Annotated in this window: 14 protein-coding genes; 7 read left to right on the plus strand and 7 right to left on the minus strand. The window is 68.0% G+C overall.

Annotated features, from left to right (window positions below; translation table 11 throughout):
* Positions 1-115: 115 nt before the first annotated feature.
* From VEA80_RS01380 to VEA80_RS01390, 3 genes are all read right to left on the minus strand, one after another.
* Positions 116-1,018 carry an SDR family NAD(P)-dependent oxidoreductase gene (locus VEA80_RS01380; RefSeq protein ID WP_325058891.1) on the minus strand — a complete coding sequence of 301 codons (903 nt, stop codon included), beginning with the start codon at positions 1,016-1,018 and terminating at the stop codon, positions 116-118.
* A 243-nt stretch (positions 1,019-1,261) separates the two neighbouring features.
* Positions 1,262-2,062: a CHAD domain-containing protein gene (locus VEA80_RS01385; protein WP_325058892.1), complete on the minus strand. Its 801-nt coding sequence runs from the start codon at positions 2,060-2,062 to the stop codon at positions 1,262-1,264.
* A gap of 24 nt (positions 2,063-2,086) precedes the next feature.
* Positions 2,087-2,548, minus strand: a complete 462-nt coding sequence (locus VEA80_RS01390; RefSeq protein WP_325058893.1) for a PaaI family thioesterase — start codon at positions 2,546-2,548, stop codon at positions 2,087-2,089.
* Positions 2,549-2,608: 60 nt separating this feature from the next.
* Here VEA80_RS01390 and VEA80_RS01395 point away from each other — a divergent pair, with 60 nt between their 5' ends.
* The 4 genes from VEA80_RS01395 (at position 2,609) to VEA80_RS01410 (ending at position 7,446) form a co-directional block, all read left to right on the plus strand.
* Positions 2,609-3,223: a hypothetical protein gene (locus VEA80_RS01395; RefSeq protein WP_325058894.1), complete on the plus strand. Its 615-nt coding sequence runs from the start codon at positions 2,609-2,611 to the stop codon at positions 3,221-3,223.
* Positions 3,224-3,229: 6 nt separating this feature from the next.
* Positions 3,230-4,102, plus strand: a complete 873-nt coding sequence (locus VEA80_RS01400; RefSeq protein ID WP_325058895.1) for a hypothetical protein — start codon at positions 3,230-3,232, stop codon at positions 4,100-4,102.
* A gap of 9 nt (positions 4,103-4,111) precedes the next feature.
* The gene (locus VEA80_RS01405) at positions 4,112-5,254 is read left to right on the plus strand and encodes an acyl-CoA dehydrogenase family protein (protein ID WP_325058896.1); all 1,143 of its coding nucleotides are present in this window, start codon (positions 4,112-4,114) and stop codon (positions 5,252-5,254) included.
* 113 nt (positions 5,255-5,367) lie between these two features.
* The gene (locus tag VEA80_RS01410) at positions 5,368-7,446 is read left to right on the plus strand and encodes a HAMP domain-containing sensor histidine kinase (protein WP_325058897.1); all 2,079 of its coding nucleotides are present in this window, start codon (positions 5,368-5,370) and stop codon (positions 7,444-7,446) included.
* A 7-nt stretch (positions 7,447-7,453) separates the two neighbouring features.
* Here the strand turns inward: VEA80_RS01410 and ybaL are convergent, their stop codons facing one another.
* On the minus strand, positions 7,454-9,172 hold the full coding sequence (ybaL, locus tag VEA80_RS01415; RefSeq protein ID WP_325058898.1) for a YbaL family putative K(+) efflux transporter: 1,719 nt from the start codon (positions 9,170-9,172) through the stop codon (positions 7,454-7,456).
* Positions 9,173-9,280: 108 nt separating this feature from the next.
* Between ybaL and VEA80_RS01420 the strand changes: the two genes are divergently transcribed.
* From VEA80_RS01420 to VEA80_RS01430, 3 genes are read left to right on the plus strand one after another with little or no spacing between them, the layout of a single operon-like run.
* Positions 9,281-9,868: a uracil-DNA glycosylase family protein gene (locus VEA80_RS01420; RefSeq protein ID WP_349257191.1), complete on the plus strand. Its 588-nt coding sequence runs from the start codon at positions 9,281-9,283 to the stop codon at positions 9,866-9,868.
* Positions 9,790-10,839, plus strand: coding sequence for an alpha/beta fold hydrolase (locus tag VEA80_RS01425; RefSeq protein WP_325058900.1), 1,050 nt, complete (start codon positions 9,790-9,792; stop codon positions 10,837-10,839). The genes VEA80_RS01420 and VEA80_RS01425 overlap by 79 nt, the downstream gene beginning before the upstream one ends.
* Positions 10,840-10,865: 26 nt before the next feature.
* Entirely contained in the window at positions 10,866-11,858 is a 993-nt protein-coding gene (locus VEA80_RS01430; RefSeq protein ID WP_325058901.1) for a hypothetical protein, read from the plus strand.
* Here VEA80_RS01430 and VEA80_RS01435 read toward each other — a convergent pair.
* The 3 genes from VEA80_RS01435 to VEA80_RS01445 are packed head-to-tail and all read right to left on the minus strand — an operon-like array spanning position 11,819 to position 15,475.
* Positions 11,819-12,838 carry an ABC transporter ATP-binding protein gene (locus VEA80_RS01435; protein WP_325058902.1) on the minus strand — a complete coding sequence of 340 codons (1,020 nt, stop codon included), beginning with the start codon at positions 12,836-12,838 and terminating at the stop codon, positions 11,819-11,821. The genes VEA80_RS01430 and VEA80_RS01435 overlap by 40 nt on opposite strands.
* On the minus strand, positions 12,835-14,442 hold the full coding sequence (locus tag VEA80_RS01440; protein WP_325058903.1) for an iron ABC transporter permease: 1,608 nt from the start codon (positions 14,440-14,442) through the stop codon (positions 12,835-12,837). Before VEA80_RS01440 ends, VEA80_RS01435 begins: the two co-directional genes overlap by 4 nt.
* Positions 14,443-14,464: 22 nt before the next feature.
* Entirely contained in the window at positions 14,465-15,475 is a 1,011-nt protein-coding gene (locus VEA80_RS01445; RefSeq protein ID WP_325058904.1) for an extracellular solute-binding protein, read from the minus strand.
* Positions 15,476-15,483 lie beyond the last annotated feature (8 nt).

Here is a 15,483-nt window from a genome sequence, read left to right on the forward strand (position 1 = left end):
GGCGCGCTTCCTAGACGAACAGCGCCGGTATGGCACACCAAAACAGCTAGCCTGGTGCGCGGAACCGGCAACCTGTTGCCCGCAAGCGGCAGTGACGATTAGTCCCCGGCGGCGCCTATTCTGCTGATTTGCGGAGGAATTTCTGCGTCTGACCGGCGCCGCTCTGGTACGCCTCGCCACCGGCCGGGTCCGTGATTTCGCGCCAGTTGTCGCGCACGGCCTCGGCGCTCGCGCCGGTCCCCAGATAGGCGCCATCGGTTTCCACGATTTGAGCCAAGGCGAAGACGCCCGCGCCCGCCGTCAGTATTGCGCCGGTGGGAGCTTCTTGCGACGCGAGATAAACGACGCCCGGCGTCACGTGCTCGGGGGCGAGCTTAGTCAACATCTCGGGCGGCATCAGCGAGTCCGTCATCCGCGTGGCCGCCACTGGCGAGATCGCGTTGACGCGGATGTCGTTCTTGCCGCCTTCGAGCTTCAGCGTATTCATGAAGCCGACCAGCGCCAGCTTGGCCGCGCCGTAATTGCTCTGGCCGAAATTGCCGTAGAGTCCGGTCGACGACGTCGTGACGACGATGCGCCCGTAATTCTGGCTGCGCATGATTTCCCAGACCGCCTTCACCGGCTTAACCGTGCCCATCAGGTGCACGTCGACGACGGACGCGAAGTCCGCCACCTCCATCTTGGCGAAGCTCTTGTCGCGGAGGATGCCGGCATTCGCGATTAGCACGTCGATGCGGCCCCACTTCGCCACCGCCCGTTCGACCATTGCGGCAACGCCTGCATCGTTCGTGACCGATGCGCCGTCGGCGATGGCTTCGCCGCCCGCCGCTGCGATTTCAGCGACGACCGCTTCCGCCGCCGCGGACGAACCGCCCGAACCATCGACCGCAGCGCCCAGGTCGTTGACCACCACCTTCGCGCCGCGGCGCGCGAACTCGAGCGCGTGGCTGCGGCCGAGGCCGCCGCCAGCGCCGGTGACGATGACGACCTGCCCGTCGAAGCGAATGTCCGCGCCCATTATTTCCTGCTCCAAGCCACGCTGAAGGTTTGATGAAGTTTGCAGCCGCCAGGGTCAAGAATGCCCTGGCGCCAAGGGCGCGGCGCAAACAGCGCCACGGAGGAAGAGCGGGGCGGGCGTGACATATACGTCGGATAATGCGCGAAGGCTCGCCGCTGTCGCGCTGCTGGTCGCGCGCCTGTTCTCCGACGTTAGCCTGCGGCGATCATGGTTGCGTTGCCTGCGCAGCTTTTCCAGTAGCGATCAGGCGCCGCCGGCGTGGAGTTCGGCGCCCAGCGCGTCGGCGCGCCGCGCCAGCTTGCGATGCGCTTTCCGTAGCGCCTTCGCCGCCCGTTGCGGCGCCTTGCCCTCGCCGACCAGGGCCGGGGCGGCTTCGATACGCTCGAGCAGCAGCGCTGCATTGCGCTCGCGTCCGAGCAGGTCACCTAGTTTCGCTCCCGCTTTCCGCCTAACTGGCGCCGGCCAGACGCCTTCGAGCAGCACCGCGGCGTAAAGTCGGTCCTTCTCACGCTTGCGCCAGACATGGCGGCGCGCCGTCTCCGCGTCGGATTGCGCGCCTTTATAGGCGCGCCGCGCCCGCCGCGCGATGCGCTCGCCGCCGCGCCGGATCTGCCGCAACGACGCTTCCGGCCAGACTTGCGCCAGCGCCAACAGGTCTTTCAAACCAGCTCGCGCGCTGTCCGCATTGAGCGCTTCGGAGGCCGCGCGCTCCGCTTCGAGCCCGTCCGCCAGCGCCTTCAAGGCGGCCGCGGTCTTGCCCCGCGCCGTCATGCTGATCTTGTTCGCCGTCTCCGCCAGCGCGCCCATGTCGCGCGCGTGCCCCAACGTGCGCATGACGCCGCGCGCGGTGTCGTTGAACACAGTCGAAAGTCCAGGCGCACAGGCGCGGCCGACCCGCGCCAGCGCCCGCGCGCGTTTCACATGAACGCGGCATCGATGCAGGGCGCCTTCGCTCTGCGCACAAGAGTCGAGTTCAGTGATCGCAGCGCGCAGTTCCTCGGACATCGCGGCGCGCAAGTCGAAAGCCGCTTCCGGCGTTCGCATGAATGACCCCCGTCAGCGTCCGCGTCAGCCCCGCGGCGCCGCACTGATCTTCTTGAGCGCGCCGGAAAATGCAAGCAGCGGCTGGCCAAGTTGTGTGACAATGCCGCGCACGAAAATCAGCGAGCGCGTCTCGCGCAGCACTTCGCCTTCGGATTCCACGGCGCCATCGAGCCCGCCGGCGGATAGGAATTCGCAATTACAAGTCAGCGTGACCGCCTTTGCGCCGCGCAACACGTTGTGAGCGATGGAGAAAAGCGAAAAGTCGGCGAAGCTCATCAAGGCGCCGCCGTGAATCGTGCCGCCGCCGTTCAAGTGTTCGCGGCGCGGCTGGAAGGCCGAGCGCGCGCGGCCGTCTTCGAGCTTGAAGCAGAACGGCCCGATGGCGGTTTCGTAAGGATCGGCGCCTGCGCTCCAGGTGAGCCAACCGGCGAACGGGCCGTCTTTAAGCTCGACCGGTCCCTCATATGCCCCCAAGCCGTCGTTCATGGGTTTCCCTCCGGCCCGGCGTGCTGGCATGTTAGGCGCCTGGCGGCAAGGCAGGGGCCGATGCGTCTTATGTTCGCGATGCTGGCGATGCTGGCGTTGGCGCAGTGCGCCACGCCGGAGGACGAGCGCTTCCGCGTCGGCGAGTCGCCGCGCGCCTTAGTCATCATCGGCGTCGCCGAGGCGCCGACGAACACCCAGCCGCGCTACGCGATGCTGTGGCGCAGGCTCGAAGCCGACGGCGGGTTTGCCGCGTTCGACGACGACACCGCGTTCGAAGCGCGCACACACATGCGCAAGTCCGTCCGCGTACGGGGCGTGCCGGGCGAGTTTACGATGGCGGAGGTCGAGCCGGGCGTTTATGCGCTCGACAGCGTGTTCGCCCTCATCCGTGACCGGCGCGTGGATTATTCGGCCAACGGCGTCATAGAGGGCCCCGAGCGGCCGAGCTTCGAGGTGCGCGCAGGCGAAGCCGTCTATCTCGGCATTTGGGAGCTCAACCTGCAGGACGTGACGCCGGTGGCGCGGCTCTGGCGGCTCGAACAGGCCGACGTCGACGCGGCCATGCGGCGGTCCAACGCGGCGGTCGGGCCCGTCACGCCACGGCAAGCACAAACGCGCGTGGCGCCTTGCGCGCCGCACCGGCTGAACACACGATCGCTTCGAGAGATTTGCTGAGGCCGCATGTTTCGCACGCTCATCATCGCCCTGGCTCTGGCGCTCGCCGCGGCGCCGGCCGCTTTCGCCCAAGCGCTGTTGACGCCGGCGCAGTTCCGGGACGCCGCTATTGAAATGTTGCGGCGCATCGACCCGCAGGCCGAGATTGCAGTGCGCGACGAGTTGAGCATCAACGTACGCCGCGAAACCGAGGCCGAGTTGCCGGAGTTCTACATGAACTTCGATCAGGCGTATGCGGAGTACCGCGCCAATCCAGCCTCACGCGACCGCATCCTGGAGCGCTGGGTGCGCTTCGCGATCAGCCCGCCGGGCGACGCTCGATCGGCGGACCGCGTAGTGGCGCTGGTTCGGCCGCGCGCCATGGTCGAACAACTCGAGGCAGAATCCAGACGCGAACGCGCCGCCAACGGTCACGAGCCGGACGGACCGATTTGGCGCCCGTTCGACGGCGATCTCGTTGAAGTCCTGGTATTCGACAGCGAGGAGGCCGTTCAATACGCCATGACAAGCTCGCTCGCCGAGATCGGCCTTACACCCGACCAGGCCTGGGCTTTGACTGATGCGAACACTCGCGCGCGCATCGGTACGCTGGAGGGTGGGGCCGTGGGCGGCTCCGATCGGCTCATCTACATCACCGGCGGCAATGGCCTTGCGCCCAGTTCGCTCTTGAACGGCGGCGTCTGTTCCAATGGCGCGGAGCGTTTCGCTTTTCTGGTGGTGGAGCGCAACGGCTACGTCTCCGGCGATCGCGATGATCCCGTCGCGCTGCGGCAGTTTCGAGAGATGCTGTCGTATTTGCGGGCCAATGGCGGCGCCATGTCGGTCACCCCACTTGGCTGCCTCGACGGCAGGGTTGTCGAAATCGATCTTACGGAATGAAGTGGCGCCATGGATACCGAAACCCTCTCCGAACTGCTCGCCGCACTCCGCCGTTTCGTCAATGAGCGGCTGATCCCGCTTGAGGCAAAAGTGGCGGAGGAGGACGCGATCCCCGAAGACGTGCTGCGCGAGATGCGCGAGCTTGGACTGTTCGGGCTGTCGATCCCGGAAGAATACGGCGGTCTCGGCCTCTCGATGGAAGCGGAATGCCGCGCCATGTTCGAGTTCTGCCGCGCATCGCCCGCCTTTCGTTCGGCGTTCGGCACCAATGTCGGCATCGGCAGCCAGGGCCTCGTCATGTTCGGCAGCGAGGCGCAGAAGCAGAAATATCTCCCCGGCATCGCCGCGGGCGAGATCGTCACCTCGTTCGCGCTGACCGAGCCTGAAGCGGGATCTGACTCCGCCTCGGTGCGCACGCGCGCCGAGTTCAAGGGCGATCACTACGTCCTCAACGGCTCCAAGCGCTACATCACCAACGCTGCGCGCGCCTCGCTGTTCACCGTGATGGCGCGCACCAATCCGGAGGTGAAAGGCGGCGGCGGCGTTTCCGCGTTCCTCGTGCCGCGCGATCTCGAGGGCGTGTCCGTCGGCAAGCCCGAGAAGAAGATGGGCCAGCAGGGCGCGCACATCCACGATGTGAACTTCGACAACGTCAAAGTGCCGGTCGAGAACCGGCTCGGCGAAGAGGGCCAAGGCTTCCGCGTCGCCATGCAAGTGCTCGACCGCGGCCGGCTGCACATCTCTTCGGTGTGCGTCGGCGTCGCCGAGCGGCTGATCGAGGAGAGCGTGCGCTACGCCGCCGAGCGTAAGCAGTTCGGCCAGCCGATCGCCAGCTTCCAGATGATCCAGGCTATGCTCGCCGATTGCCGCGCTGAGGCGAACGCCGGCCGTGCCATGGTGCTGGAGGCGGCCCGTAAGCGCGACGCCGGCGGTGATGTCACGATGGATGCGGCGGCGGCGAAGCTGTTCTGCTCGGAGATGGTCGGGCGTGTCGCCGACCGCGCGGTGCAGATCTTCGGCGGCTCTGGCTATGTCGCGGATTTCGGCATCGAGCGCTTCTACCGCGACGTCCGCATCTTCCGCCTCTACGAAGGCACGAGCGAGATCCAGCGCATCATCATCGCTCGCGAGATGATGAAGCAGGGCGGCTGACTGCCTTAACTCCCGATGAACACCGCAGTCCGGCGCTCTCGGCAAGCGCAGTCGTGTTTCCTTTTTGTCAAACCCTGCTCGGGAATAACCAGGGCAAGGGTGGACATCCGTCTGTGCTGGACCGCGTTTTCAGGGGCTCGCTCGCCGGCCGCATCGCCGCGGCGGTGCTGATCTCGACCACGCTGGTGACGGCGGCGAGTTCGGTTGCAGCCTTCATCGCCTACCGCAACGCCGCGCTGCATGGGGCGTTGGAGACGACGCTCGCCTATTTGCAGGAGCGGCGGAAGGTCGAAGAAGGCGTCTACGATCGCATCAGCGACGCCCATGGCGTGGCGACGCGGCTCTTCCGCGAGCGCATGGCCGAAGCCGATTATCGCGCAGTTTCCTATTTCGACCGCCTGTTTCCGATACACGCTGACGGCACGCGCCGCAGCGCCGATCTGTTGTTCGACGGCGGCCGCGCCGCCGATGGCGAAGCGGTGCGCGGCGTCGGGGCGTTCATCGCGAACGCGCGCGGTCTGACCCCGCAGGAGAAGATGGAGCTCTACGTCGCCTACACTGTGCTGCGCGATATCGGCCCGGTGCTGTCGCGCGTCGACAACGTCTACTTTTTCACGCCCACCGACAGGGCCGTGGTGTTCGCGCCTAGCCGGGAAGACCGGCTGCTCTACTATCGGCGCGACGCGCCGGCTTCGTTCAGCTTTCAACACGAGGAGTTCGCCGTCATCTCGACGCCGGCCGCGAACCCGACCGGGATCACGCGTTGCACCGGCCTGCGCCGGCTGATGTCGGACCCGACCGGCGAGCGGCGCTCATCGGGTTGCTCCACGCCGCTCGATGTCGATGGGCGCCGGCTCGGCGCCTGGGGATCGAGCATCACCCTAGCGGAGGGCCTTCGCGCGTCCGTGCAGAATGCGCTCCCCGGCACCAGTAACGTGATCCTCGACCGGCACGGCGCGCTCACCGCACATGCCGGCTTGCTGCATGGCGACGTGAGCGAGCAGACCGAAGCGCTCTCGGACCGCTTGGGCGTAGACCGCATCAACGCCTACATTCGCGCCTCCGGCGCCGAGAGCGGCATCATCCCTGGCGTAATCAACGGCAATTACGTCGTGTTCGCGCGCATCGCTGGCCCGGAGTGGATGTTCCTCTCGCTCGTGCCTGAAGAGGCGGCCGCACGACGCGCCAGCCAAGGCGCGGGCGTCGTGCTGCTGATCGGCGCCGGCGCGGTGCTGGCGCAGGTTCTGCTGCTCGCATTCCTCATGTACAGATGGGTGGTCGAACCGGCGCGGCGGCTGACGATCGCAGCGCGCTCGAGCGAGGGGCTTTGCATCGAAAGCCTCGCCACTCGCGAAGACGAGATCGGCGAACTCGCGCGCGCACTGGCCGCCCGCGACAAGCGCGATCACGAACGCATCGAGCAGCTCGCCGACGCCTCGTCGAAAGCGGAGGCGGCAAGCGTCGCCAAGTCACAGTTCTTGGCGACGATGAGCCACGAACTGCGCACGCCGCTCAACGCCATCATCGGCTACAGCGAAATGATGCGCGAGGACGCCGAGCTCGACGGGCGCGGCGGCGACATCGCCGACCACGATCGCATCCTGATCGCGGCGCGCCGCCTGCTGCACTTGATCAACGAGATTCTCGATCTGTCGAAAATCGAAGCCGGCCACATGCAGCTCGAGGTGCAGCCGACGGACGTCGCCCGGCTTGCGCGCGAAGCCGTCGAAGCGGTGCGGCCGCAAGCCGAACGCAACGGCGACAGGCTCGTTCTGGATTGCCCGGAAGGTTTGCCGCTGGTGCGCGCGGACGGCTTCAAGCTTGGCCAGTGTCTGTTGAACCTTCTGTCCAACGCGGTGAAGTTCACCAGCGATGGGGAGATTTCGCTGCGCGTCCGCGTCGATGGCGATCGCGTGACCTTCGCTGTGGCCGACAGCGGCATAGGTATCGCGCCCGAAAAGCTCGCTGGCTTGTTTGAACCGTTCGTTCAGGCGGATTCCTCCACGACGCGCAATTACGGCGGCACCGGCCTCGGCCTCGCCATCACCCGTGAGATCGCGCGTCTGATGGGCGGCGACGTCACCGCCGAGAGCGCGCCCGGCGAGGGATCGACCTTCACGCTGACGATCCGTTCCGCGCCTGAGGCGCAGGAGGCGGCCCGCGAGACGACTGCAACGATGCAGCCGGCCTAGCCGTCGCTCAGTCGGCGGGCGCGAGGTCGGCGAGCATCTGCCGGGCGATCTCGCGTTCGCCCATGATCACGCGGTCCGCGCCGCTGGCTTTGATGTGCTCGACTTCCGCATCCAGGTGCGCGCGCGCGACGATGCGCAATCTGGGGTTCAGCTTGCGCGCGTGCGCGACAATCTCGCCCGCTTCCAGCCCGTTCGGCACCGCCACCAGGATGTGTCGAGCGTCTTCGATCCCGGCGGCGCGCAGCACTTCGTCGCGTACGGCGTTGCCGAGGATGGCGGCGCCGCCCGCAGTGCGGATCGCCTCGACCCGTTCGAGATCGGCTTCGATCACGACCGCAGGCGCGCCTTGTGCCTGGAGCGCATCCGCGACGCGGCGGCCGACGCGGCCATAGCCGACGACAATGACGTGATCCTTCTCGCTGACGCGATACGGGGTCGCGGCGGCGATCGCTTCGGGGGGAACGGGTTCCGCCGCCGTGTCTGTCCGCTGCGCCGCCGCCTCGCGCGCCAGCCGGCGTGCGCGCAGGTGGGCGGCGAGCGCGAACGCAGCAGGATTGAGCATGATCGACAGGATCGCGCCCGCCAAAACCAGGTCGCGCGCCGTTTCGGGGATCAAGTTGAGGCTGAGTCCCAGCGTGATCAGGATGAAGGAGAATTCGCCGATTTGCGCCAGGCTCGCGCTGATCAGCAGCGCCGTGTCGGTGGGATAGCGGAACGCCCGGACGATCACGAACGCGGCCACCGACTTGCCGACGACGATGATGAACAGTGTCGCCAGCACCGCGAGCGGGTGTTCGAGCACGACCATGGGATTGAACAACATGCCGACCGAAACGAAGAACAGCACCGCGAATGCGTCACGGAGCGGCAAGGTGTTGTCCGCGGCTTGATGGCTGAGTTCCGATTCCTTGAGGATCATGCCAGCGAAGAAGGCGCCCAGCGCGAACGAGACATCGAACAGGACCGCCGCGCCGTAGGCGACGCCGATTCCAATCGCCAACACCGACAACGTGAATAGTTCGCGTGATCCCGTGCCCGCCACGCGCGCAAGCGCCCAAGGAATGACCCGCCGGCCCACGATAAAGGTGAGCGCCGTGAACACGGCCAGCTTGCCGAACGTGAGCGCGAGCGAAATTGCGATGGAACCGCCGCCGGGGGCCGCGTCGGCTGCTTGGGCCGCTGGGTCGGAGGGCGCGACGCCAGGTAGGACTTGCGCCAGCACAGGCAGCAGCACCAGCGCGAAGATCGTGGCGATGTCCTCCACGATCAGCCAACCCACGGCCACATGGCCGCTGCGCGTGTCGACCAGCTGGCGCTCTTCTAGCGCGCGCAGCAACACGACCGTGCTGGCGACCGAGAGCGCCAGGCCGAAGACGAGGCCTCCCGCCAATGGCCAGCCGAGGAAGTAAGCCAGCGCCATGCCCATCATCGTCGCGACGGTGATCTGCGCCACGGCGCCGGGAATGGCGATGTTCCTGACCGCGAACAAATCCTTGTACGAAAAGTGCAGTCCCACGCCGAACATCAGCAGGATGACGCCGATCTCGGCGAGTTCGGCGGCGAGATCGGCGTCGGCGACAAAGCCCGGCGTGAACGGTCCGACAATGACGCCGGCGACGAGATAGCCCACGATCGGCGGAAACCGCAGCCGATTGGCGATCATGCCCAGGATGAAGGCGAAGACGAAACTTGCAGCGATGGTGGCGATGAGCGGAGTATGATGCATCACGGTGTTGGTAGAGGAAGGAGGCGGCCTCCGCCAACACTGCATCCGCCGAGCCGCCGCTGCAGCCCGAGGTGGACACTCCGCGTCCGCGTTGGCTAGCACCGGTTCATGGCGGCGAGGGCGTCACGATTGGATCGGCTGACGGCGGAAATCGCCGCCTGCCGCGCTTGCGCGCTGCCGCACGAGCCGCGCCCCGTCGTGTGGGTCCATCCCGCCGCGCGCATCCTGATCGCGGGCCAGGCGCCCGGCCGCCGCGTCCACGAGAGCGGCGTTCCGTGGAACGATCCGAGCGGCGACCGTCTACGCGACTGGCTGCAGATGGATCGACGACAATTCTACGACAAGCGCGCTATCGCCGTCGCCGCGATGGGCTTCTGCTATCCTGGCACGGTGAATGGCGCCGATCTGCCGCCGCGCCGCGAGTGCGCGCCGCTGTGGCGTCCGCGCCTGCTGCCGCTGCTGAAGAATGTGCGTCTCACGCTGCTGGTCGGCGGCTATGCGCAACGCTATCATCTCGGGCGAGCGGTGAAGCCGACGCTGGGGGAAACGGTGCGCGCCTGGCGCGACTATCCGGCCGACGTCATGCCTCTGCCGCACCCATCGTGGCGGAACAGCGCATGGCTCAAACGCAATCCCTGGTTCGAAGAGGACGTGCTGCCGGAATTGCGGCGCAGAGTGTCATCGGCCTTGCGCTGATGCTGCTCGCCGCCTGCGCGCCGACGGTACAGCAGGCGGGCTCACCGGTCACCGGCTTTGGGGGGCCGCGCTTCGCGGTCGCAAACGAACGCTTCGTCTCCTTCGATGGCGCCGAGCTTGGCCTCACGGCGTGGCTGCCGCCCGACGGCGCAGAACCGCGCGCCGTGATCATCGGCCTGCATGGCATGAACGATTACGCCAATACGTTCTATCTCGCTGGCCCTTGGTTCGCAGAGCGCGGCGTCGCGCTTTACGCCTATGACGCGCGCGGGTTCGGCCGCTCTCCGAACCGCGGCATCTGGGCGGGCGAGCGGCTCATGACGGAGGATCTGCGCACCGCCGTGCGCGTGGCGCGGCGCGCCCATCCCGGCGCAACCGTCGCCGTCGTCGGCGATTCGATGGGCGGCGCCGCGGCGATCGCGACGTTCGGCGCCGAAGGCGCGCCCAACGTCGATCGTCTGATCCTGGTCGCGCCCGCCGTCTGGGGCTGGTCGACGCTGCCGGATCATTACGCGCTGACCCTCTGGCTCGGCGCCCACACCTTTCCCTGGCGTGCGGTAGAGCCGCCGCGCAACGTGACGCGCCGCATCTCCGCTTCCGACAACCGCGAAGCGCTGCTCCAGGCGGGTCGCGCGCCGCACATGATCTGGTCGACGCGCATCGACGCGCTCTATGGCCTCGTCAGCCTCATGGAGACGGCCCACGAGCGCGCCGCCCGTCTCGATGGCGAGGTGCTTTTCCTTTACGGCGCGAACGATCAGATCATCCCGCGCCAATCCGCCATCGCGGCCGCCCGGCGGCTGCCGCGCAGCGCCCGCACCGCCTATTACGAGAACGGCTGGCACTGGCTCTTGCGCGACCTGCAGCGGGAGGTCGTCTATGCCGACATCCTAGCCTTCATCGAAGACGCCGACGCGTCGTTGCCGTCGCAGGCGCCGCCGCTTTTGCCCCAGGTTCAAGCAAATCGTTAACGGGATTGGCCTAAGCTGACCGCACCATGGCGGTCGCTCTGAAGGCCTTGTTCGACAAACGCCGGCTCGCGCTGACGCGCGCGCGCTTCCGCGCCTGGTGGGAGGGCGAAGCGTTCGACGAAGGGGCCGCCGTCGCCGAGATCGAGGCCGGCCTCGCCGCCGCCAATGACGAAGCGGCGGACTTCGACGACGAATTGTTCGACGCGCCCGCCTACGAGCCGCCGCCGCGCTTGGTGGCGCTGTCGCTGTTGTGGGGCGAAGGGCGCATTCGCCCGGGCGACTCCACCGCAGACAAGCTCGAGCCTGCTCGCATCGGTCTCGCGCCCGAAGGCGTGCTGGCGGTGCTGGGGCCTGGCCATATCGGCCCGCTCGCCGCGGTCGCCGCCGCCCATCCCGGCCAGATCGAAGTGTTCGAGTGGCGCGAGGAGACGTTCGAAGCGCTGAAGCACGCCATCGCCAAGGCGGAGCTTGGCGGCCGCATCGCCGCAAGCCGCATCGACCTCGAAGCGCATGTGTTCACGCCGAACCATTTCGACGGCCTCCTGAGCACTGACGACTTCGCCTATTGCAGCTATCCGCCTCATCTGGCGCAGCAGATTATGAAGTGCCTGAAGCCGGGCGCCAGCGCCGTGGTCGAATGTTATGTCGGCCTGCGTATCGCCGAACTGCCGACCGCGTTCGCGACCTCGTTCGCCGAGCCGCACATCCGCGCCCATGGCGATCTGTTGCAATTCTTCACCGATACGGGCCTGAGGCTCGAAGCCGACGAGGACGTCACCGAGGAATTCCTGGCGACCGCGCGTCAGAGCTTCAGCCAGCTGGGCGAGAAGCTTTCGAGCGCCACGGATTTCGGCGTGATGGCGGCGCAGGAGTTGGCCTGGGAAGCGGAGGCTTGGCGGATGCGCCTGCGCCTTCTCACGCAGCGCCGGCTCGAGCGGCGCCGGTTCATCCTGCGCAAGCCGCGCGAGGATGAGCCAGCTCAGGACGAGACGGAAAACGCGAACGCGCCGGCCGGCTGAATCTCGACCGACACCGTTTCACCCAGCGCCGAGCGCGGCGGCGCGAGCGCCCGCCAGACGACGCCGCCGGATCCGATCCGCACCACATCATGAGCCCCGTGCGGCCGCACGCTAAGCACGCGCGCGCCGTCGCCGGGGATAAGCCGCAGCGCCTCGGCCCGCACGGCGGCGCGTGCGCACGCCCCCTCCGGCAAATGCGCGGCCTTGATCGCGCCGAATGGCGTCGCCATCGCGCCGTGCTCGACGCGGCCTTCGAATACGTTGATCGGCCCGAGCGCCGCCGCCGCATCGATCGAGGTCGGCGCATCGTACGCTTGGCGCGGCGCGCTTTCCTGCAGCAGCTTGCCCGCCTTCATGATCGCGAGCCGGTCCGCCACCTGCAGCGCGTCCTCGGCGTCGTGCGTGACGAACAGGGTCGTCGTCCGCGCCTCCATCAGCGTGGCGAGCGTCGCGTCCCGCAATTCTGCGCGCAGCACCGGGTCGAGCCCTGAGAACGGCTCGTCGAGCAGCACCGCGCGCGGCGCCGGCGCCAGCGCCCGCGCCAACGCCACTCTTTGCTGCTCGCCGCCGGAGAGTTCGTGCGGATAGGACCCGGCGCGGTGTTTCAGGCCGACACGATCCAACCATTTCAGAGCGGTGGTCTCGCGCTCGGCGCGGCCGAGCTTGTTCAAGCCGAAGGCGACGTTGGCGCCGGCGGTGAGGTGCGGAAACAGCGAATAGTCCTGGAACACCATGCCCACGCGCCGCTCTTCGGTAGCGACCGCGCGGGCCGACGACGACATCACCTCGTCGCCGATGCGGATCTCGCCCGCATCGACCGGCTCGAGGCCGGCGATCAAGCGTAGGATCGTCGACTTGCCCGAGCCAGATGGCCCGAGCAGGGCCAGCACTTGCGCCTCCGGCGCAGTGAGCGAGACATCGTCGAGCGCGCGCACGCCGCCGTAGCTGCGGCGCACTCGAGAGAGCGTGACCAGGCTCATCGCTGTGCAGCGTGCTCCAGCGCCGGCCGCTGGCCTGGACGCGAGCGGCCGATGCCGCGCGACAGCAGCAGGATAGGCGCGAGCCCCGCCAGGAAAATCAGCAGCGCCGGCGTGGCCGCTTCGAGCAGACGCTCGTCGCTAGCATAGGCGTAGGCCTTGACGGCGAGAGTGTCGAAATCGAACGGGCGCAGGATCAAGGTCGCCGGAAGCTCCTTCAGAATCTCAACGAACAGGATCAGCGCGGCGGCTGCAAGGCTCGGCGCGGCGATGGGGAGATCGATCTGCGCGAACCGCCGCCAAGGCCCCGCGCCCAGCGTGCGGGCGGAGGCGTCCAAGCCCTTCGACAGGCGTGCGAGACCTGCATCGATCGGCTGCACGCCGGCCGAGGCGAAGCGGGCGGCGTAGCTCCAGATCAGCGCGAACATGGCAAGGCCCGCGCCGAGCCCGCCGATCCAGCCGGCTTCTCTGGCCACGCCGAACAAGGCGAGAGCGCCCATCGCGATCACCGCGCCGGGCGCCGCATAGCCCATGGCCGCGGCGTAGAGCGAGACCTTGCCTATGCCGCTGGCGCGCCGCGCGGCGACGGCGATCGCAGATGCCAACACAAGCGTCGCCAAGGCGCCGCCGCCCGACAGAAGAATCGAGTTGAGAAAAGGCCCGGCGACATCCTCGACATTGGCATGCAGCAGCGCAAGACGCGTGAGCCAAGCTAACGGCGCCAGCGCGCCGAAGCCGATCAACGCACCGCAGAAGACGATCGCCAATGTCGAACCGAGCGGCCCGAGCCCGTAGCGCGGCAGCGGCCGCCAGCGCGAGGACGCGCCCGCATAGGACGCACGCCCGCGCGCCCACCGCTCCAGCACCAGAAAGACGAGCGCGCCGAGCAGCAGCACGGCGGAGATCTGCAGCGCCACGCTCGGGGCGCCGTGCGCGTACCAGGCGCGGAAGATCGCCGTTGAGAGCGTCGTCAGCCCGAAATGATGGGCCGCGCCGTAATCGGCGGCGATCTCCATCATCGCCAACGCGCCGCCCGCGGCGATGCCCGGCCGCGCCAGGGGCAGTGCAACACGCCACAGCACCGTCGCCGGCTTGGCGCCTAAGGTGCGCGCCGCTTCGAGCGCGCACGAGGATTGGCTCGCGAACGCCGCGCGCGCGGCGAGATAGACATAAGGATAGAGTCCGATCGCGTAGACGAAGGCCGCGCCCCAAAAGCCTTCGACCGGAATTGGGCTGACGCCGCCGGCCCAGGTGAGGCTCGCATAGGCGTAGGCGAGGATGTAGCTCGGCGCAGCGAGCGGCACGACCAGCAGCCATTCGAACACCTGCCGGCCCGGAAAACGGCAGAGGCTCACCAGCCACGCCGCCGCCGCGCCGAACACAATGGCGCCGCCGCCGCCCGCCAGCATCAGTGCGGCGGTGCCGATCGCGCCGTCGCGCAACAAATCGCCGCCGAACGCGGCGCCGGCGTCCGCGCGCGTCAGCGCCAAGCCGAACACGGCGAGCGCCGGCGCCGCGCAGATCAACGTCGCCAGTGTCGCGACCAGCGCGACGCCGTCGATGCGCAGGCCAAGCTTGGAGGGCGCGAGAACGCCGGCTTCGCTCATCGTCCGCAGCCCCGCTTGCGCATCAGCGCCAGCCCACCTCTTCGAAGATCCGCGCCGCTTCCGCCTGGTGACGGCCGAGCGCGTCGAGCGGAATCTCTTCTTCCTTGAATGTCCCGAGCGCGGCGAGATCGGGCGCCGGCGCGATTTCCGGACGGATCGGATATTCGACGTTCAGCGGCGCCAGCATGGTCTGCGCTTCGTCGCTGACGAGATATTCGAGCAGACGCACGGCGTTGTCGCGGCGCTTTGCGTGGGCGGTGACGCCGCCGCCGGAAATGTTCACGTGCGTGCCGGCGCCCGCCTGATCGGGAAAGATGATGCCGGTGCGCGCGACGATGTCGCGGTCGGCGGGATCGTCCGAGCGCATCAAGCGGAAATAGTAATAATGGTTGCAGAGCGTCGCCTGCGCCTCGCCGGCGGCGACCGCCTTGATTTGATCGGTGTCGCTGCCTTGGGGATCGCGCGCGAAATTGGCGCGCACGCCCGCGGCCCAGGCGCGCGCATTCTCCGCGCCGAGCCGTTCGATGCGCGAAGCGAGCGTCGACAGCATGTAGACATTGGTGGAGCTGCGAGCGACGATCTGGCCGCGGAAGCGCGGATCGGCGAGATCGTCGTACGAGGCGACCTCCTCGGGCTGCACCGCATCCTTGCGATAGATGATGACGCGCGCGCGCTTGGTGAAGCCCCAATAGGCGCCGTCAGGATCGCGCAGGCGCTGCGGCACGCCCGCTTCGAGCGCAGGCGTGGTGACGTTCTGCAGGAGGCCGGCGTCCTTGATGCGCCAGAGATTGCCGGCGTCGGCGGCGACGACGAGGTCGGCTTCGGTCGCCTCGCCCTCGGCGCGTAGCCGCTCGAGCAATTGCTCGGCGTTCGCCGGCAGCACGCGCACGGTGATGCCGCTCGCCTGTTCGAACGCCGCATAGAGCTGCCGGTCGGCGTCGTAATGGCGGGCCGAATAGACGTTGACCACGTTCTCGGCGCTCCCGCGCGGTGCGCAGGCCGCGAGGGCGGCGGCGGCGGCGCCCAGGCCCAAGGCCCGGC

The organism is Vitreimonas sp. (assembly GCF_035627415.1).
Classification (GTDB): domain Bacteria; phylum Pseudomonadota; class Alphaproteobacteria; order Caulobacterales; family Aquidulcibacteraceae; genus Vitreimonas.